The sequence below is a fragment of the Nostoc sp. DedQUE02 genome (genome assembly GCF_034531035.1).
Classification (GTDB): Bacteria; Cyanobacteriota; Cyanobacteriia; order Cyanobacteriales; family Nostocaceae; genus Nostoc.
This window is the reverse complement of the sequence record NZ_JAVRBY020000003.1, coordinates 53963-73744: the sequence shown is the minus strand read 5'-3', so window position 1 is coordinate 73744 and position 19782 is coordinate 53963. Positions and strand designations below refer to the sequence as shown.

The following is a 19782-nucleotide window of genomic DNA, read 5'->3' as shown; positions in this document are numbered from 1 at the left end:
CTATTATTTCAGCAAAAGCTGCTCAACACTTCGCTATAGCATCAGACTGGTTTAAGAAGCTGCTATGATGCCATAAAAAGCAAGCTTTTGTGGAGATATTCTGGAGGTTTGAGATGATTATCCCGATTTTAGATATGCGTCTATTCCGAGAAAAAGAATGGTTATTTAGCCTACTGATAATATCTCTATTTCTATGGCTGATATTTTTGGGAAACTCCCCTTTACGAGATTGGGATGAAGGTACTGTGGCACAGATTGCCCGTGAAATTTGGCGTGCCCCACTTGGTTCAATGCATTGGCTTTACCCCACCTTGGGAGGAGAACCTTATCATAATAAGCCACCCTTGATGCACTTGTTAATTGCTTGGACTTACTCGATCGCAGGCGTGAATGAGTTGACAACGCGTCTACCGGGTGCAGTGTTAACTGCTTTGGGAGTGCCTTTGCTTTACTTGGTGGGATGTTTGCTTTTTAACCAAAGTTTACCAGCTTTGTTTAGCGCTTTAGTTTACCTGACGATGTTGCCTGTGGTGCGTCACGGAAGGCTAGCAATGCTAGATGGTGCAACTATTACCTTTTTCTTGCTGCTATTGTTTTGTTTGCTAAAAGCACGCCAGAATCGTCGGTATGCTCTAGGTGTGGGATTTTGTCTAGGGTTAATCACTCTCATGAAAGGGATGCTAGTTTTACCGCTAGGAGCGATCGCTGGTTTATTCCTGATTGCAGATCGGCAGTTTGCTTTGTTAACAAGTCCCTATTTATTAGTGGGAATATTTTTAGGAAATGCACCTGCGATCGCTTGGTTTGTTGCTCAATGGCAACATTATGGCGAAAGTTTCTTCAAAGTGAATTTTCAGGCACAAACCTTTGATCGCCTTACACAATCTGTTGAAGGTCATAGTGGGCCACCTTGGTATTATTTAATTGAGTTAATTAAGTATAGTTTTCCCTGGCTATTATTTTTACCAGGAGGTTTTTATCTAGCTTGGAAAAAACGTCATACTACTTGGGGTCGCTTAATTCTTATTGGCACAATTGTTTACTTAGTAAGTATCTCTTTAATGAGAACTAAACTCCCGTGGTATGTTATGCCTGTATATCCATTTTTAGCTTTGGCAATTGGTGCTAAACTTAGCGAAATTTGGCAGTACGGTCATTTGAAGGTGCGGACTTTGACAATATTTCTAGCTATTATTGCTATTGCTGGTTTCGGAGGTTGTATTTACTTTATTCTTGCAAAGAAAGAGCCTCTTTTAATAGTCATGAGCATTGTTTTGGCAATAAGCATGAGTGCAGTAGTCTGGTTAATTAGACAACGCGATCGCAACTTTATTCCAGTCTTATTTTCTGGGATGTACTTAGTTTTAGCACTGTTGATGAGTTCGCAATCATGGATTTGGGAATTAAAGGAGGCTTTTCCAGTTCAACCAGTAGCAGAATTAATTCGGGCAAATGTTTCACCAGGAACACAAATTTATACTTCTTTTGCTTATGCGCGTCCCAGTTTAAACTTTTACTGCGATTGTAAAGTAACTCCTGCAAATGTACCAAATTTACAACAAATGTTATCTAATAAATCTTATTTACTGTTAGACAATGGGGCTTTGCAGCAAATCAATTTAACTGGTAGTAAAATTATCGGATCAGCTAAAGAATTTACACTGATTTCACCATAAGTTAAATATGTATGATATTTAACTTTTTTATTTTAATCAATTTATGCTTTAGTTACATACTCTCTAAAATTTAGTTTTGGATAAATCAGATCGCACTTTCGCACCACAAACCAGAGAGCAAAACCTAAAGGTATCGAAAATAACTTGATAAATATCGGAGTTCCCAAATAGCTGAAAAATGATGCCATTTGCACAACTATAGCTACCCAATAATATCGAGGAAAGTAAAAGGCAAAGATAATCGAAAGGATATCGGCAGGATAAAAATATCTTTCGTGCATTTTGGGTAGAATATATGGCATAAACAAAACTGAGATTGTGGCTAGGTGTATCAGTCTATCTTGAGTGATTTTTAATCTACTTTTATAAACAATGTATGCTAATAAAAATATTGCAGATACAGTTAACATTAGACCTATCGGGACAACAATATTATAAAAATTATTAGGAATCCATTGATAAAAATTAGGCGCACCTTTAGCCAACTCTTTATATTTATTAGCTTGGTTAAAGTATACTAATAGCAATTCTTGTATCGGTCTTCCCATCAACCACGATGGCAAAACTAAAATTATATATACCGCCGGAATTAATGGTAAATAATACCAATGAATTCTCTTTTTGAGCAAAAGAGCTAATAATAAAGGTGCAAAAAACATCGCTTGCAACTTAAAAGAAAGTCCCACGCCAAAACTGAGTAAGGCGGGGATTTCTTTTTGAATACATAAAAAGTAAATACAGGCAATCAATCCCGTTGTATAAATGCTATCACATTGACCCCAGAGGGCACTATTATATATGACAGTCGGACTCAATATAACTGCCAAAAAAGCAAATATTGGTTTATTACCCTCTGGGTATTTGAGTCGGACAATTTTGTAAGTTAAAAAGCCACAAAGAAAATCAACAGTCATCGCAAAAAGCTTGATTGCAAAAATTTTCGGCAATCCCGAAAGCAGGGTGGCAGAAATTGCAATCCAATACAGGTAGGAAGGTGTGTAATCATAAAAACTATATTTGAGAGCGCTAAATCCGCCATGAGATGCGATGAAATCATACCAACGCGCTAAAAAAAACTTGTAATCTACCGATTTATTTGGAACACAAACCAATCGAATCACTACTGCTAAGATAATGCCAATAGCCAAGTACCCAGGAACAGGCAATGGGAAAGAGTTGAAAAACCTATTAAACGGAGATTTCACTAAATTTAATAATGTTTTGTTGGAAGTTTTCATCATAAATTGCATTATTCCAGTTTGCGGTGTCCAAATAATGTAGAGACGTTGCAATGCAACATTCTACCAAAGGATATATTGCAATTATTAATTGAATTGGTATTGATTTCATTAAAGTTTTGTAATTTGGGGAAGATGCTCACCCTACTTATACAAATTAAACATCGAACAGCTTATCTATGTTTACTACCTGTCATACTGCTATGAGCCTTCATTTGTTACTTGAACAATTGATTGACTAGATTGGGCTAAATAGATACCTGCTAAAACTACAGCAAAAGTCGCCCAATCAAACAAACCTACTTGTTCTGAAAAAATGAACCAAGCAAAAATAGAAGCTAGGACTGGTTCTAGAAGAAGGGTGACAGCGACAACGCCTGAAGAGATTCTGCTGAGGCTATAAGCCAATAGTCCCTGACCCAACACTTGACAAAAAAGAGCTTGGAAAATGATGAAAAACCAACCCGTCCAAGAATAGGGGAATAGTCTATTTTCGAGGAATGGGAGGACTGGTAGTAGAAACATTGTTGTCACTCCACAGCGCCACAGCATGATAGTTGCAGTGCTAAATCTGGTTCGGAGTCGTTCGATCAGCAGCATACACGTAGCCATGAAAACCGCAGTTAACAATGCTAATGCATCACCTAATATTTGATCGGTTGCAAATTGCACCTTATTGAGTTCAAATGCGATCGCTCCTCCCAAAGCAACGATCAGACCAATCACAAATCTGTTGTCAAAACGCCGACCAAATAACAAATACCCTGCCAAAGCAACAAATAAGGAGTTCAAATTAGACAGTAAAGCCACATTGGCAACACTAGTTTGACTCAGCGACCAAGCCCATAATAAAAGATAGGTTCCAGCAGAGGTTCCCATTGCCAACAATAGCCACACTTCTTGACTTGTAAAAGGCTTCTTTTCTACAGATTGGTTGTCAAGCAAGGCAGGAGTAATATTGCCTCCTGCCTCCTGCCTCCTGCCCCCTGTCCCCTGCTCCCTGTTCCCTGCCCCCTGCTCCCTGCCTTCTTGAACAGACTGTTGGTAGCGGAAAGCCTCAAGTCCATTCCACAACCCAAAGACAACTGTCGCAATCCAACTGCGATGAAATACTACAGCATTTGCACCAATTTCTTGTTGACACAATTTGGTTAGAGATGGTGCTAAAGATATGGGAATTAGAGCAAACAATAATGAAACAGTTCCTAATAAAGCTGGTGTTTCGGAGAATTGTTGCTTTAGTAATGACAGTTTGAACGTCATACTTTGAACGAAAGTGTTAATTATATTTTTGACTGATTCTTGGAACGGCAAATTAACAGCCTCTTGGCTAGATACGGCTAAGTATAAACCGATTAAAACTACAGCGAAACCCACCCAATTTGAGAAAGTTAATGTTTCCGAAAAAATTATCAGAGCGAAAATGCCGCTAAATACTGGCTCTAACAAATGCACCAAAGAGACAACCACAGAGGAAAACTTGGCAAGGCTATAGGTCAAAAGCCCATGACCTAAAACTTGGCAAATCAGGGCTAGAGAAATGACCCAAAGCCATCCATTGACTGTAGAGGGGAAAAGCTGATCTTGAGTGAACAAAAGTATGGGTAAGATGACTAAAGCCGCGATCGCACAGATCCACAATTGAATTGTCGCTGGAGAAAATTTGGTTCGTAATTTTTCTACGATCAGCAGGTATGCACTCAATAAAACCGCCGAAACGATGGCAGCCAAGCCTCCTTGAACTTCGTCTGTGGCAATTTGCAACTCTTCAAATTCAATGGCGATCGCTCCCCCAAGGGCGATGACCATCCCCATCAGGAATTGGTTCTCAAAACGCTGACGAAATAAAAGCCACACCCCTAAACTAGTAAATATGGGGGCGAGATTATGCAACACACTAGAAATCGCAACACTAGTTTCAGTCAGCGACCAAGCCAACAAAACTAAAGTGGCAGCCCAAAGAATACCAGCACCTAGCAATAGTAAAATATCCTGGCTGGTGTAGGGCTGCTGTTCTACAGGTTTGTCTCCAGAAAATCGCTGCCGGATTGCCTTGTATCCATGCCACAGCAAGAAGACCACGCTAGCAAGCCAAAAGCGATTAAATACAGTCGCACTGGGGCTGAGTTCAATTTCGCTCAATTTCATAAAAATAGAGCCAAAAGAGATGGCACCTACACCTAGAAATAATGAAGCGATCGCTATCTTCGTTTGATTGGATACATTCATTAGGAAATTCAAATTCAATTTCTTAGCAATAATGGAGCGAACCCTCTAACCAACCCAATGCTCTTGGGCAAATCCTACAGCTATTTTGGCTAGTAGTGTCACAAAAGCGCCCAATATTAAATATCCTTGGCGAGGATGGCGAGATAGCAGCACACCAATTGCTATGTTCAAAGGCACAATACCGTAGGCAAGACGGCTTAATGAGATAGTGCCTCCAGAGGCTAACAGTAAACCAATACCACAAAAGCCATAAATAACTGTAACTGTGGTCAGTTGCCTGTGTAAGCGCCACAACATATAGCCACCACCCAAGACCATGAACAAGTTGAGGAAGTTATTGATCCACTGTTCGCTTGCCAGAATCAACAAAAATAAGATTAAACCATAAAAACCATAAAATAATTTTACAGAACTAAAACGTTGACGGAAATGCCATAAAAGATAGCCACTGGCAAAAATCACGCCAAATAACAAGAGATACCAAGGGTCTTGAATCCTACCAGAAGAGTTTTGAACCCAACCAAATTGCCAATTGTTGCTGCCAACGACAATTTGCATAAACATATTTAACCAACCCTGCCAATCAAATCCTAGAGTTGGTCGCCATCCCCGTTGTGCTTCGATAAAAGCTAAAGGGTTGCCAAAATAAATCGCACAATACAAGCTGAATAGAAGTATGCCAATAGCAGTAGTAAAACCAGCTATGTAGGCAATAGGCGGTCGGCGTTCTTTCCACGCTGCGATCGCCAATGCTGGAATTAGTGCCATACCTGTAGGACGTGTTGCTGTCGCCATTGCGCCCCAGAGGGCAGTCCAACCATACTGCTTTTGATCGAACGCCCGCAAAGTCGCCGTACTCAAAAACAAATACAGTCCCTCTGTATAAACCACCCCCGTAAACATCGAAGATGGATACAAAGAAAGCACAGCAGTTACCCAGTGCGCTGCATTGATGCCATAATGATCCTTGATCCAAAAGTACAAACAGTAAAGCGCTGCAAAAAATGCCAAGTTGTTGACTAAGATGCCTGCCAATTCAAACGGTAAGCCCAACTTCATCAAAAACCAGATGCTTAAGGGAAATAAAGGAAAAAAGGCCAGATTATGCTGTTTGCCATCATTTACAAATTCATATCCTGAAGTTGCGATCGCTCGATAATGCATACTATCCCAGGCATCAAAAACCCCCCAGCCAAAATTGGGCAAAAATTCTTCTGCTGGTAACGGTAACTTTGGCGCAACCAGCAACATAGCAGTCCAAATGAATATTCGGCTAGCAAGCCATATTGCTGCTGGAAACAGGAAATCATTTTTCCATAAAACTTTTTTTATAACTATCTGAACTTTAACCATAAGCTTGAGTGCTTCAACAAACTCCTTTATGCATCCTTTACATATAGCTGCAATACAGCAATTTATGAATAACATTTTGCATATTAAATTTTCCAACAACATCATTAACAAACTGGACAGATTGCCAGTTAAGCAAAATTATTTCCTATTTAGTTACTTTTGACAATTTTTTTAGATTTTATCTTTAAAAATATACTATTTATAAATACAATTTTTGTCTAGTTATATGAAAATTAAGCAACTTTATTACTTTATGGCTAGCAGTCTATCGAGTTGAAATTAACGGATTGGGGCTAGCGCGGTGACGAGGAAATAGGAAAATTTTCCTTCTTTGCGTCCTTGCGTCTTCCCCTCCCCGCGTCTCTCCTCGCCGTCGTCAGTGTATCGATTATAGTGATTGCTGTTATCAAAATAGAATTCAGGAGTCAGGAGTCAGAATTCAGTATGAATTCTGACTCCTGACTCCTGAATAAGTGGGTTTAAGACCCCCACCAAATTGAAAATTTGGTGGTCAACTTTCGTAGTGGTGGGTCTGAATCCCCAACGAACATTGATTCTTACTCCTGAATTCTGACTTCTGAATTCTTCTTCAATAAAGAGTCCCCAGCAATTTATAGTGAGAGTTGTCTGTAAATCCTTAAGCAATTGTGAAAGCGATTACTCTCGTTGGTTCCACTGGTTCTATTGGTACTCAAACTTTAGATATTGTCACTCAGTACCCAGATCAGTTTCGGATTGTGGGATTGGCAGCTGGGAACAATGTTGCAATGTTGGCTGCTCAAATTCGGCAATTTCGACCGAAAATAGCAGCCATTTGCTCAGAAGATAAATTACCAGCGCTCAAAGAAGCTATCATTGACCTCGATCCCCAACCGATTCTACTGGCTGGTGAGGCTGGAGTGATAGAAGTCGCTCGCTACGGCGATGCTCAAACGGTTGTCACTGGGATCGTTGGTTGTGCTGGTTTGCTACCCACGATCGCAGCTATTGAAGCTGGTAAAGATATTGCCTTAGCGAACAAAGAAACCCTGATTGCTGGGGCCCCTGTGGTTCTACCCCTAGTCGAAAAACACGGTGTAAAATTACTCCCAGCCGATTCCGAACATTCGGCAATTTTTCAATGTCTCCAAGGTGTGCCAAAAGCAGGCTTGCGGAAAATCTTGCTCACTGCCTCTGGTGGAGCTTTCCGGGACTGGGATGTAGAAAAGTTAGCAGATGTAACCGTTGCTGACGCCTTGAAGCATCCTAATTGGTCGATGGGGCGGAAAATCACAGTAGACTCTGCTACTTTGATGAATAAAGGACTGGAAGTAATTGAGGCTCACTTTCTGTTTGGGTTGGATTATGACAATATCGAAATTGTCATTCATCCCCAAAGCATCATTCACTCGCTAATAGAACTGCAAGACACTTCAGTTTTAGCCCAACTCGGTTGGCCGGATATGCGCTTACCCTTGCTGTATGCTTTATCTTGGCCCGATCGCATCTACACCGACTGGGAACGACTAGATTTAGTCAAAGCTGGAAATTTAACCTTCCGCGAACCAGATCACCAAAAGTATCCTTGTATGCAGTTGGCTTATGCTGTGGGTAAAGCGGGTGGTTCGATGCCAGCCGTGTTAAATGCCGCCAATGAGCAAGCTGTAGCTTTATTTTTAGATGAAAAAATTCGCTTTTTAGATATTCCTCGGTGTATCGAATGGGTGTGCGATCGCCATCAAAATGATAACCGTGCAAACCCCTCTTTAGATGACATTTTGGCAGCAGATCAATGGGCAAGGCAAGAAGTTTTAACATCGACTGAAAAGTTAGAAACTCACTCGCGGATAATTTCTCTGCGATAAAAACCTTCCGTTTAAGTAAGTCGGCGCAATAAAACCAAACTGTGTAAATAAAAATAAATAAGGCTCAAACTCTTTCTCCCCCTGCCCCCTGCCCCCGGTCACTGAATCTCGACTTCGCTCGATTTCCGCGTAGTCGAAGTGGCCCCCTGCCTTATCCCAACATTATTTACGCCGACCTACTTACATTGGACTGAGGGTTAGAAATTAGATGCCTATAGCACTCCTAAATCATTCGTGAGACTTGTGAATTCTCTTTTACCTTGGCGTACTTAGTTTACCAGCGCTGTAGGCGACTGATGTTAGCGTAGCGGTAGCGAGTCACTGAGCGTCACCCGAAGGGCGGTTCGTCATCACTCAGACTTATCACAACTCAGATCGGATTGCTATAGTCCTCAATCTTTAATCCCCAGTCTTTAATCCAATTAATATAGAAATCATTTCACCTGATGGCGAAAATCTACTCGCTAAACTACAAAAAAGTTAACAAATTTAACTTTATTGAAGAAAATTGTTAGTTTCCCGATCAGCTCTTAGTTTTATGTATATTGATAATTTATATCCAAAAAAATAAAAAGCTTTACAAAAACTTTGCAAAAAAAAGCAGCGCACCACATAAATAATAATCTCATTTTTAGGTAAAATATTCCCAGGCTAATTATCACAAAAAATCCCATTTTAGTGGATATTAAAAATCGGGTTGAGCATCTTTTATACCAGTGATTATTACCAAAACAAAAACTTACCCTTTCTGAATAAACCTACTCTCAGATAAGGGCAACTATTAAGGAATTAATATATATGATTGCTACGTTGATTGTAGCTTGGATAGTCTTCATAATATTGTGGAAGTTAGTCAAAGCAACCTTGAGCAGTGCATTAACTCTTGCAGCAATCCTTGTTCTATTAAATATTAGTTTTGGCATTACTCCACAAGATATTTGGCATTACGTAACGCAGTTCGCTCAAAATCTGTCGCAGATCCAAACTGGTAAGTAAAAATATATAGCAATCCGCTTTGATTTCTGTTCGTGCAGCGTGGCGTAGCCATAATTATTTGCGTAGGAGGTAAGAGGCAAGAGGCAATAGGCAAGAGGCAATAGGCAATAGGCAATAGGCAATAGGCAAGAAACTTTTTTAAGTTGTACTGAATTTTTTCAGAAATCAAATATGAATCCTGTATACTTAATATTATCGCAAAATTTAAGTATAAAAAATACAGTTTGATTTAGAAAATTGCTTTGTTGGGTTGCGCTTTGCTTAACCCAATAAAACCCCGAAAATGTTGGGTTTCGTTCCTCAACCTAACCTACACAGTTTAAGTTTTTTGGCGCTAACTGAACTGTATTGAAGTATAAAATATGAGATGATGAAATTTTTAGCTTTGATGCCAGTTGCGTCAAAGTTTCTGTAGTAGGTGTTTACAAATTTTGTTGATCATTTATTATTGAAAGCTGAAATCTTGGCTAATGCATCCTTAACACTCGCCGGCAACTGACGCATAATCTTGCCTCTTTCGCGATCTAAAGCGACTAAAGTTACCTTGGCAGTGACATACAATTGTTGTCCATCAGTGGAGACAATGGCATAGTCCCAATTGATTCGGACGCCAGTTACCTCAGCCATGCGCGTTTTTACCACCACTGTGACACCCAATTGAATAGAACTGTGATAGCGCACCGACAGTTCTACAACGGGTAAATCGCAACCTATAGCTACTAAATCAGCAAATTCAACCCCTATAGATCGCAAGCATTCAATCCGCGCTTCTTCCATCCAAGCTATATAGGAACCGTGCCAGACAATACCAGCATAGTCAGTGTGGTGGGGTTGGACTCTCACAAGATATTCAAACCAATTCCCAAATTCAGGACTTGATGGATTGTCAAGGGCGTTGGTTGGAGGTAGTTTTGGTTGGCTAGATTTTTCTTCTGACATCTTCAAATTTCTCAGCACCTATAAATTTTCCAAATCAATAAAAATTAATTGCGTTGTCGGGCTTCTTGATTTAATATTTACCTTCCGAGTATAGGGAGTGTTTTATTATGCGGCTTAATCTCCGGTATGTTAATGTTGTTGCTTTGACTCTACTTAGTTTACTAAGTTTTGGGATGGCGTACCCAGATGCAAGGTTAAGGTACGACTCTGGAGAAAAAGCCCAAGCTTTACCCAATAATAATCAACTCTCAGAAATTGCCAGACTCAACGAAGAAGCTATCAAAGAATCTCGGCAAGGTCAATCGACAGAAGCGTTGCAAAAATTGCAAAAAGCATTAGCCATTAGCAGAGAACTTGGAGAGCGCTCTTGGGAAGCGGTAACATTCAACAATATTGGCAGAATCTACCAAAGTCAAAAAAAATATCCCGAAGCACTTCAATCCTATCAGCAAGCCCTATTAATTAATAAAGAACTTGGGGATTTGGTTCGACTTGGTAAAACCTACAGTAATATAGGTTACTTATTCGATATCCAAAACAAACCAGAGTTAGCAATTTTTTTTTACAAGCATTGTTTGATTAATCGTGAGAAAGCTCGCCTGAATCCATCAGCACTGAGTGCGCGACAACCAGATGCTTATAACATAACAGTTAGCCAGACATACCGCATTTTAGGTGAACGATTGCTTAAACAAGAACGTGTTGCTGAAGCACAAAGGACAATGGATTTACTCAAAGTTGAAGAACTAGAAGAATATCTCCAGAATGTGCCAGGTAATCAACGTACTGTCAAAGGTATTAATATAGCGGCAACAGAAAAACCAATTCATGCTAAGTGGAAGCAAAGCGTGGATAATGCTGTTGTGCTGGGTAAACAACTGACAACACTACGTAAAATTAAGCCCGAACAGCGATCGCTCGAACAGAAACAACGCATTGAGCAATTAGTTTTAAATCAACAGCAACTCTTAGATGAATTTAACGAATTTATCAATAGTCCTGCGGTGAAAGCACAGGTGGAGCAAATTAGCCGTACAGCTAGGCGGCAAAATTTAGATTTGGAGAATCTCAACGAACTTCGAGATAATTTGGCACGATTGCCGCAAAAATCAGCACTACTCTATCCACTGATTTTAAAAGATAGCTTGGAATTGGTCTTGGTAACTCCTGAATCTCCACCAATTCATCGCACCGTTGCGATCAAACGCGAAGACCTCCATCAAACAATTGCTGTTTTCCGCCAAGCTTTAATCAATCCCAGTCGAAATATCAAAGCACCTGCACGTCAATTGTATGACTGGCTAATTAAACCCATAGAAAAAGACCTGAAGCTATCAGGTACACAGACTCTGATTTATGCTCCAGATGACCAGTTACGCTACATTCCTTTAACTGCTTTATATGATGGCAAACAATGGCTAGTGCAGCGCTTCAGTGTAAATCACATTACATCTGCTAGTCTGACTAACTTAAATAGCCCAAAACAATCTACTTTGCGGGTTTTAGCAGGTGCTTTTACTAAAGGTAATTATCAAATCAAAGTTGGTAATCGACAGCTTGCTTTCGCTGGATTACCCTTTGCAACGCAGGAGGTGGAAAGTTTAGCAGCTGCAATTCCTGAAACTAAGAAGCTTTTAGATGATGCCTTTACCCCCAGAGTCGCTGTACCCCAAATGGATGATTATACAATTGTCCATTTAGCGACTCATGCAGCCTTTGTGGTAGGAAAACCAGAAGATTCGTTTATTTTATTCGGGAATGGCGATCGCGTTAATTTTAGAAATGTCGCCACTTGGTCACTACCCAATGTAGATTTGGTAGTATTAAGCGCCTGTGAAACCGGCTTGGGAGGCAAGTTAGGTAACGGTGAGGAAATTTTGGGGTTTGGCTATCAAATGCAACAAACCGGCGCTAGAGCCGCGATCGCCTCTTTATGGTCTGTGGATGATGGTGGTACACAAGCACTTATGAGCGCTTTTTATGGTATAATTTCTCGCCAAAATTTGACTAAAGCTGAAGCTTTACGACAAGCCCAAGTCTCATTAATTACTGGAAACTGGAAGTCTCTAAGTCACAATGCACCCGTAGCAACAGTTAGTAACTTTAATCATCCATACTATTGGGCACCCTTTATTTTAATTGGCAATGGGCTTTAAGTGTATGGCAGTTAACATTATAATTGCTGCTACTCATCCATGCTATTGGCATCCTTTATTTTGATTGGCAATGGACTTGAGGTGTATGGCAATTAACATTATAATTGCTGCTACTACCCAGATTTACCATCTGATTTTAGTGACACCCAACATCGGCGATTTGAGCTGCGGTATTCACCCCTACAGGGATCTTGCTTGGCGCAGCATCTCGTAGAGAAGTTATCGCATTTGATTAGATTTTGGGAAAACATCTTCTAGCTAAAGGCTCAAAATCCGGTTTGTGAGGTTTTGGTAGATACAAAAAACTTGCGATGGGCCAGCTAGGAGCCAATCACTTAATGGTAATGGAGAAACCGATTACCAGTTATCGATAATCAATTTCTAATTTGCCATCGACATAGAAGCCTAATACTTCTTGGCAAGAGTTTTAGAGCCTGTATCAGTTTGCATCGATTGCTTGACAAGATTAGCCAGTTCGTCTAGTTGGCTAATTGCTTCCGCACCTTCTAGCTTCATTAATTCGCGGTCATCCCGCATTTCCGTCCAAGTAATCCCGTAATCAGACACTAAAAACCGAATCAGATGGTTATCACCCAAGCTAACCATGAACGATGCACTATTCATTTGGTCGCCACAGGTGTAGCAGGACGCAGGATACCCACGCCGTTCTAGTACAACCGCCAACGCTTGCAGGTTCATTACCAAGTCTTGGACGAATTGTCGATGTTGATGTGCTAGTCTCAGAAACACTTTTGTCCTCCAGACACCACAGTTATGAGTCTCTTTTATATTTTCTTTAGATTTTCTCATCCATTGGTATTGTAAACTATTCAATACAATTACCAGACAGATAATGTTGAGTCGTTAATTGACTACCTTGTTTAGGGTAGTGGATCGGGGTTTTGAGCGCCGTATCAAACTATTCAGTTTGCAAATTCAAAATCTCGGACAGAATTTCTAAATTTAACTATATCTTTATACACTTCTGTCAGGGTAGATTCTTGCAAGAAGCGATCCGCTTTAAGATTAACTTAAATCTAGCACTAGTCAACTCCAGAAAAGCTACATATTTCGTTCTTATGGGCGAGGTGTAGCTAAATTAGCTGTGATTAGAAGCTATAACGTAGTTTTGCATTGTTATACTGTGTTTTGCTTAGATGTTCAATCTATTCTCTTTCTAACGTATATTTTGGTATGGATAAATGATTAGGTATACTAAATTCCTTTCTCCTCTATATATAAAGTTGATATAAAGTTGAACAGATGACAGTGCAAATCTCATATTCAGTACTAGAAGCAAATTAAATACAGTACTTTATACAAAGATTACGTAATTATTATAAAATCAGTGTAGAATCCAAAATGGCTCAACTCAACACTGACAATACCTAAACTCAGCAAAGCGATGTTGGCATTTTGGGATTATCCTCAAAAAGTTGTACAGACCAAAGCATGAGAATTTGGAAAGATTCTTATCGTAGTTTGGTTTTGCCAAATTTCATCCATGTATAATATATTTCGATTATTTATTCAAAGTAAGTAATTATTTTTTATTAATTATTAATCCTCGGCAGCAAAAAAACCAGTAAGCAGCTATGGTGTCAGCAAGGCTGGTAAAATCTACCCATAGCGAAGAAAAACAAATCACCATGCCTACCGAAATTAATCCAGGGAATCCAACCACTACAGGTGCTGATGCGATTGATGAAGCGATCGCACAGGGAATTGATTTTGATGGTTCTCCCATTCCACCTGCAAAGCTAGAACTTTATGGGAAAGTTATGGCACTAGAAGCCAATAGACAGCGCAGTGGTGTATCCAATACTATGCGATCGCGTATTGTGCGAATTGGTGCAAAACACATTCCCCAAGCAGAACTCGACCAATTACTTGTAGATGCTGGTTTCGCACCCCTAAAAGAAAAAGAAATTGCCTTCTTTTATAGTGGTAAATAATTGTTAATGTTTAACAACAGTTTTCATTTATTTGAACCAAATATGTTGTAGGGGCAAAGCATTTCTTTGCCCTCAATTCTTTATCAAAAAAGCTTCATGTTTAAAACCTCGCCCGCAAGTGGCGCGAAACAGTCCTTGTATCCCAAGACAGGTAGAAACCCTTTGCCCGTTGTGTCGGGCTTGATTTAATTGCGAATGCGCGAAAAAGCGGACTTGTACTGAGTTTCGACACTTCGACTAAGCTCAGTGCATCGCTTGGCGGTAATCGAGCGACTTGCACTGAGTTTCGACTACGCTCAACTACCGCGCAGTCGTTGTGAGTCGAGATTCAACTACCGCGAAGCCGAAGTAGCCTCTCCAAGAGTTGTATTACGAATTACGAATTATTTACCTTACATATCCCAAATTGCCATCGGTATTTTGGCTTCTTGAGTCTTTTCCTGATCGGGTCGAAAAGTGTATCTTCAGCAAGATATTGTCTACTTTGCCTTGTGTTTGAATTGGCAGATGGCTGTATGTAATTAAGTAATAGCTGAAAGACTTGGAAACACATGGCAGGAACTACGTCAAATTCAGAAATGCAATATCGAGTTCTCGGCAGTACAGGAGAGAAAGTTTCCGCCATCGGATTGGGTGGTTGGCACATCGCCTTGAAGCACGTTGATGAGCAATTGGCTATCCGCATTGTGAGAACAGCTATTGATCGTGGCATCACCTTTATGGATAACAGTTGGGATTACAACGGTGGAGCCAGCGAGATTCGTATGGGAAAAGCGCTGCGCGATGGCTATCGAGACAAAGTGTTCCTGATGACGAAAATCGATGGTCGTTCTAAAAAAGCAGCAGCAAAACAGCTAGACGAATCACTTAAACGCCTGCAAGTTGATTGCATCGATCTCGTTCAGCACCACGAAATCCTTCGCCACGAAGACCCACATCGAGTTTTTGACGAAGAAGGGGCGAATGCTGCCTTCATTGAGGCGCAAGAAGCTGGCAAACTCCGATATATCGGCTTCACCGGGCACAAAGACCCCTATGTTCATCTGCACATGCTGGAAGTTGCAGCCACTAACGGGTTTAAATTTGATACAGCACAGATGCCGCTCAATGTGATGGATGCCCACTACCGGAGTTTTGCAAAGCTGGTTGTGCCAGAACTGGTTAAGCAAAACATCGGCGTTCTGGGAATGAAAAGCTTGGCAAACGGTATTCTTTTACGGTCAAAGACTGTAACGCCAATTGAATGTTTACACTATGCTTTGAATCTGCCTACATCGGTTGTAATTACCGGAATTGATAGCATGGAGATTCTAGACCAAGCTTTTGAAGCAGTGCGGACATTCCAGCCAATGAATGACGAGCAGGTGCGATCGCTTTTAGCAAAAACGGCAGAAGCAGCATCACGCGGCGAGTTTGAGCCTTTTAAAACTTCATCCATTTTCGATAGCACTGCCCAAAATCCAGATTGGCTGGGAGAGGAGCCACAGCGCCTCCAGCAATTGATGTCAGCGTGAGCTTTGTTAGTGTTGTCTCAGCAAAAAGTTCACATTGATGATACAACAACAGCAAAACATCTTGTAGTTTAATCATTTTATCACTACAGTATCGAATGCAACCTCGTGCAATACGGTTGTTTCGAGTTGCAATGGCATTGTTTCGACTTGTAATGCGATTGTTTTGACTTGCAATGCGATTGTTTGGACTTGCAATGCCATTGTTTCGAGTTGTAATGGCATTGTTTCAACTTGCAATGCGATTGTTTCGACTTGTTTTTCTTAGTCTCCGCTCTGAAAATCTTACTTTACTATTAGCTTTTTTGTTTTAATGGGCACATTAAATGTATAACTGTATCAGTATGCATATATGGCCACCCAAGATAGAACCCGCCGTTTGCCTTCGCAATCAATTAGTCAAGATATAAATTCATGGCACGGGTTGCAAACCATCAGCACATACGACACAACCCGTGCTGATGCGTCTGTAGCAAATTTACAGCAAGCTTATCAGGCTATGTTGGCGCAACAACAAGCCGAAACCGAAAAACTAACTTTATATCGTGCTGCTACCGATGCTAGGCGATTAGCAGAATGGGAATTTCACAATGCTGTATTAGCTATGAAAGAAGTGATTCGTGGGCAATATGGCTCAGATAGCGATCAAGCCCAAGCTGTTGGACTGAAGAAAAAATCAGAACGCAAGCGTCCCAACCGTAAAAAGTCAGTTGCGATGGCGTAACTGACTGCTAGAAGCGATCGCAAGTTAATGAACTCATATCATGTCCAGATAATATAGTTATGATTCCCACAGTCATTGCACCCCACTCCCAATACGGTTCGGTTAAAGGGGAAAGGTTTTGAATACATTCTTTACCCTTTACCCCTTACCCTTTCCCAGACCACAAAGAAAATGAAAAATGCTTATCCGAAATTACCAGCAAAAAAAATCTTTTACTCAAAACTCAATCTATCAAAATACTGAATTAATTTCATAACTATTGACGCTAGAACTTCTATCTAGGGATCGATATGTCTAATCAGCTAAATGAAGTAGAAATAGTATACTAAGTCACATGAGATTGTATTCTATGAAGTTAAATTATGTTACAAAGCTTTCCACGGTAAAACGCTGGATGGCTACAGCGCTGTTTTGTATGTTAGCGATCGCTTTCGTATGGCAAGGGGCATTTTTATCGAACACTTCAGCAATGGCTGCTCCTACTGCAACCTTGATCGCATCATCAGACGCAGGCGATAAAGTTCAAGAAAAAACCAGTAAAGATGCTGGACGAGCCAAAAATTTCATCGAAGATACGAAAGATAAAGTTAAGGAAGCTGCAAAGAGCAACGCCAGTAAAGTTGATCAAGCAACAGACAATGGTAGTTTTGTTGAGCGCAAAGCAAAGAGAGATGCCGCTACAATTCAGAAAAGAGCAGACGAAGATGCTGCCCGGACTAAAGAAGCAGTAGACAACACAAAGAATGTTGTTGAGCGCACTGTTGATAGCATCAAGGATGCTTTTGGTAAATAGCAATCCTATTTGATTTTATTCAAATCGAAAAGCTTAGATTCCTGACTTTTTAGAAAAGTCAGGAATCTTGCTGTTTACGAAGAATTTAGGAAACTAAAAAATACTGAGTTTAGCTAAAGCGAGCGATCTAGTTAAAAGAAATTCCTGTAAACTGCTGTTAAAAACTTATTTTTTATACTAATCAAATAGCATTTTGAGTAATGTTACTGATTGACAAATATCCTCTAGTTCTAACAGATGACAACTTTGTTTGAATGAATTGTTAATGGTTAACAAATTTTTTACCATTATTAATTACGAAGTTATACTTTCCGCTACAACTTAGTAACAATGTAAGAGTCTGATTATGTGAATAACCCGACCGTGGGAAAATCAAAATACCGAAACTCGAAGTTAGAGAGGAAAACCTTATAATATGCATCTGAGCGAAATCACCCATCCTAATCAGTTGCACGGTTTATCTGTTCGCCAACTACAACAGATTGCCCGTCAGATTCGAGATAAGCATCTCCAAACAGTAGCAGTTAATGGTGGACACTTAGGCCCAGGGTTGGGTGTTGTTGAATTAACATTAGGACTTTACCAGACACTGGACTTAGATCGGGATAAAGTGATTTGGGATGTAGGACACCAGGCTTATCCCCACAAACTGTTAACCGGCCGCTACGATCGCTTCCACACCCTCAGACAAAAGGACGGAGTTGCAGGTTATCTCAAACTGTGTGAAAACAAGTTTGACCACTTTGGGGCTGGACATGCTTCTACAAGTATTTCAGCAGCATTGGGTATGGCTTTAGCACGAGACTTAAAAGGAGAAAAATTTAAAGCCGTTGCTGTGATTGGGGATGGGGCGCTGACTGGGGGTATGGCTTTAGAAGCCATCAACCACGCCGGACACATGCCGAAAACTAACCTGTTGGTTGTTCTCAACGACAACGACATGTCTATATCTCGCAACGTCGGCGCGATTCCCCGCTATCTGAACAAAATGCGCCTCAGCCAACCGGTGCAATTTATTAAAGATAATCTTGAGGAACAATTTAAGCAAATTCCCTTCGTGGGTGAATCCCTCTCACCCGAACTCGGACGCATCAAAGAAGGTATGAAACGCTTGGCTGTTCCTAAGGTAGGTGCAGTTTTTGAAGAACTCGGCTTTACCTACATTGGGCCAGTCGATGGGCATAATCTCGAAGAATTGATTGCCACCTTCCAACAAGCACATCAAATACCGGGCCCAGTTTTGGTACACGTAGCAACAATCAAGGGCAAAGGTTATGAAATTGCCGAACTAGATCAAGTTGGCTACCATGCCCAAAGCCCCTTCAACGTCGCAACTGGTAAAGCCATTCCTTCCAATAAACCTAAACCTCCGGCTTATGCCAAAGTCTTTTCTCACACTCTGGTGAAACTTGCGGAACAAAACCCGAAAATCATCGGGATTACTGCGGCGATGGCAACGGGAACAGGCTTAGATAAACTTCAAGCCAAACTACCCAATCAATATATTGATGTTGGCATTGCTGAACAACACGCTATCACCCTAGCAGCAGGGCTTGCAACTCAAGGGATGCGCCCCGTAGCCGCCATTTATTCTACTTTTCTGCAACGCGCCTACGACCAGATAATTCATGATGTCTGCATCCAAAACCTGCCAGTATTTTTCTGCTTAGATCGGGCAGGAATTGTTGGATCTGATGGCCCCACCCACCAAGGTATGTATGACATCGCTTATCTGCGTTGCATTCCTAACATCGCAATCATGGCGCCCAAAGACGAAGCAGAACTGCAACGTATGATAGTAACTGGCATTAATCATACCAGTGGGCCGATCGCAATGCGTTATCCTCGTGGCAATGGCTACGGCGTTCCCTTGATGGAGGAAGGTTGGGAACCTTTGGAAATTGGCAAAGGCGAAATTCTGCGTACAGGCGATGACGTGTTAATTGTCGCTTATGGCACAATGGTCTATCCAGGAATGCAAGCTGCGGAAATTCTTGGTGAACATGGCATTGAAGCAACTGTAATTAATGCCCGTTTCGTTAAGCCTTTGGATACCGAGTTGATTTTGCCTTTAGCTAAGAAAATCGGCCGCGTCGTTACCTTAGAAGAAGGTTGTGTTATGGGTGGCTTTGGTTCTGCGATCGCCGAAGCTTTGTTAGATGCAGATATTCTCGTTCCTGTCAAGCGTTTTGGCGTACCAGATGTGTTGGTAGATCATGCTGAACCCAATGAATCTAAGACAGAATTAGGTTTGACTAGTCATCAAATAGCAGAGAGAGTGTTGCAAGCTTTCTTTAAGCAGCAAGTGTCTGCTGTGGTTTAGTTAATTCTTTGTAGAATAAATCGCTCACACTTGTGATTCAGGTGT

General features: G+C 40.8%; 16 protein-coding genes. 10 read left to right on the top strand and 6 right to left on the bottom strand.

Translation table 11 applies throughout. The features are described 5' to 3' along the window. Positions 1 to 134 precede the first annotated feature (134 nt). On the top strand, positions 135 to 1676 hold the full coding sequence (locus tag RMX98_RS04315) for a glycosyltransferase family 39 protein (RefSeq protein ID WP_322676855.1): 1542 nt from the start codon (positions 135 to 137) through the stop codon (positions 1674 to 1676). A 41-nt stretch (positions 1677 to 1717) separates the two neighbouring features. On the opposite strand, the gene RMX98_RS04310 is transcribed toward RMX98_RS04315, so the two are convergent. The 3 genes from RMX98_RS04310 to RMX98_RS04300 form a co-directional block, all read right to left on the bottom strand. Further along, positions 1718 to 2917: a hypothetical protein gene (locus tag RMX98_RS04310; protein ID WP_322676656.1), complete on the bottom strand. Its 1200-nt coding sequence runs from the start codon at positions 2915 to 2917 to the stop codon at positions 1718 to 1720. Between the two features lie 198 nt (positions 2918 to 3115). Next, the gene (locus tag RMX98_RS04305) at positions 3116 to 5143 is read right to left on the bottom strand and encodes a DMT family transporter (RefSeq protein WP_322676655.1); all 2028 of its coding nucleotides are present in this window, start codon (positions 5141 to 5143) and stop codon (positions 3116 to 3118) included. A gap of 45 nt (positions 5144 to 5188) precedes the next feature. Then, complete coding sequence (locus RMX98_RS04300) at positions 5189 to 6496, bottom strand: hypothetical protein (protein ID WP_322676654.1); 1308 nt, start codon at positions 6494 to 6496, stop codon at positions 5189 to 5191. 647 nt (positions 6497 to 7143) lie between these two features. On the opposite strand from RMX98_RS04300, the gene dxr reads away from it, so the two are divergent. After that, positions 7144 to 8340, top strand: a complete 1197-nt coding sequence (gene dxr, locus RMX98_RS04295; RefSeq protein ID WP_322676653.1) for a 1-deoxy-D-xylulose-5-phosphate reductoisomerase — start codon at positions 7144 to 7146, stop codon at positions 8338 to 8340. Positions 8341 to 9138: 798 nt separating this feature from the next. Beyond that, entirely contained in the window at positions 9139 to 9336 is a 198-nt protein-coding gene (locus RMX98_RS04290) for a hypothetical protein (protein WP_322676652.1), read from the top strand. A 438-nt stretch (positions 9337 to 9774) separates the two neighbouring features. On the opposite strand, the gene RMX98_RS04285 is transcribed toward RMX98_RS04290, so the two are convergent. Next, positions 9775 to 10275, bottom strand: a complete 501-nt coding sequence (locus tag RMX98_RS04285) for a thioesterase family protein (RefSeq protein WP_322676651.1) — start codon at positions 10273 to 10275, stop codon at positions 9775 to 9777. Between the two features lie 107 nt (positions 10276 to 10382). On the opposite strand from RMX98_RS04285, the gene RMX98_RS04280 reads away from it, so the two are divergent. Beyond that, on the top strand, positions 10383 to 12431 hold the full coding sequence (locus RMX98_RS04280; protein WP_322676650.1) for a CHAT domain-containing protein: 2049 nt from the start codon (positions 10383 to 10385) through the stop codon (positions 12429 to 12431). A gap of 405 nt (positions 12432 to 12836) precedes the next feature. Here the strand turns inward: RMX98_RS04280 and RMX98_RS04275 are convergent, their stop codons facing one another. Next, on the bottom strand, positions 12837 to 13181 hold the full coding sequence (locus RMX98_RS04275) for a DUF1815 family protein (protein WP_069074034.1): 345 nt from the start codon (positions 13179 to 13181) through the stop codon (positions 12837 to 12839). An 899-nt stretch (positions 13182 to 14080) separates the two neighbouring features. Here RMX98_RS04275 and RMX98_RS04270 point away from each other — a divergent pair. The 3 genes from RMX98_RS04270 to RMX98_RS04260 all read left to right on the top strand — a co-directional run bounded on the left by RMX98_RS04270 (position 14081) and on the right by RMX98_RS04260 (position 15900). Further along, positions 14081 to 14386 carry a DUF4090 family protein gene (locus RMX98_RS04270; RefSeq protein ID WP_322676854.1) on the top strand — a complete coding sequence of 102 codons (306 nt, stop codon included), beginning with the start codon at positions 14081 to 14083 and terminating at the stop codon, positions 14384 to 14386. Positions 14387 to 14632: 246 nt separating this feature from the next. Continuing rightward, complete coding sequence (locus tag RMX98_RS04265; RefSeq protein ID WP_322676649.1) at positions 14633 to 14818, top strand: hypothetical protein; 186 nt, start codon at positions 14633 to 14635, stop codon at positions 14816 to 14818. Between the two features lie 119 nt (positions 14819 to 14937). Continuing rightward, on the top strand, positions 14938 to 15900 hold the full coding sequence (locus tag RMX98_RS04260; RefSeq protein ID WP_322676648.1) for an aldo/keto reductase: 963 nt from the start codon (positions 14938 to 14940) through the stop codon (positions 15898 to 15900). Positions 15901 to 15972: 72 nt separating this feature from the next. Here RMX98_RS04260 and RMX98_RS04255 read toward each other — a convergent pair whose 3' ends face one another. Continuing rightward, complete coding sequence (locus RMX98_RS04255) at positions 15973 to 16122, bottom strand: hypothetical protein (protein WP_322676647.1); 150 nt, start codon at positions 16120 to 16122, stop codon at positions 15973 to 15975. Between the two features lie 127 nt (positions 16123 to 16249). Here RMX98_RS04255 and RMX98_RS04250 point away from each other — a divergent pair, with 127 nt between their 5' ends. The 3 genes from RMX98_RS04250 to dxs all read left to right on the top strand — a co-directional run bounded on the left by RMX98_RS04250 (position 16250) and on the right by dxs (position 19737). Further along, positions 16250 to 16621, top strand: coding sequence for a hypothetical protein (locus tag RMX98_RS04250; protein WP_322676646.1), 372 nt, complete (start codon positions 16250 to 16252; stop codon positions 16619 to 16621). A 349-nt stretch (positions 16622 to 16970) separates the two neighbouring features. Beyond that, positions 16971 to 17414: a hypothetical protein gene (locus RMX98_RS04245; RefSeq protein ID WP_322676645.1), complete on the top strand. Its 444-nt coding sequence runs from the start codon at positions 16971 to 16973 to the stop codon at positions 17412 to 17414. 415 nt (positions 17415 to 17829) lie between these two features. Next, positions 17830 to 19737, top strand: a complete 1908-nt coding sequence (gene dxs / locus RMX98_RS04240) for a 1-deoxy-D-xylulose-5-phosphate synthase (RefSeq protein WP_322676644.1) — start codon at positions 17830 to 17832, stop codon at positions 19735 to 19737. Positions 19738 to 19782 lie beyond the last annotated feature (45 nt).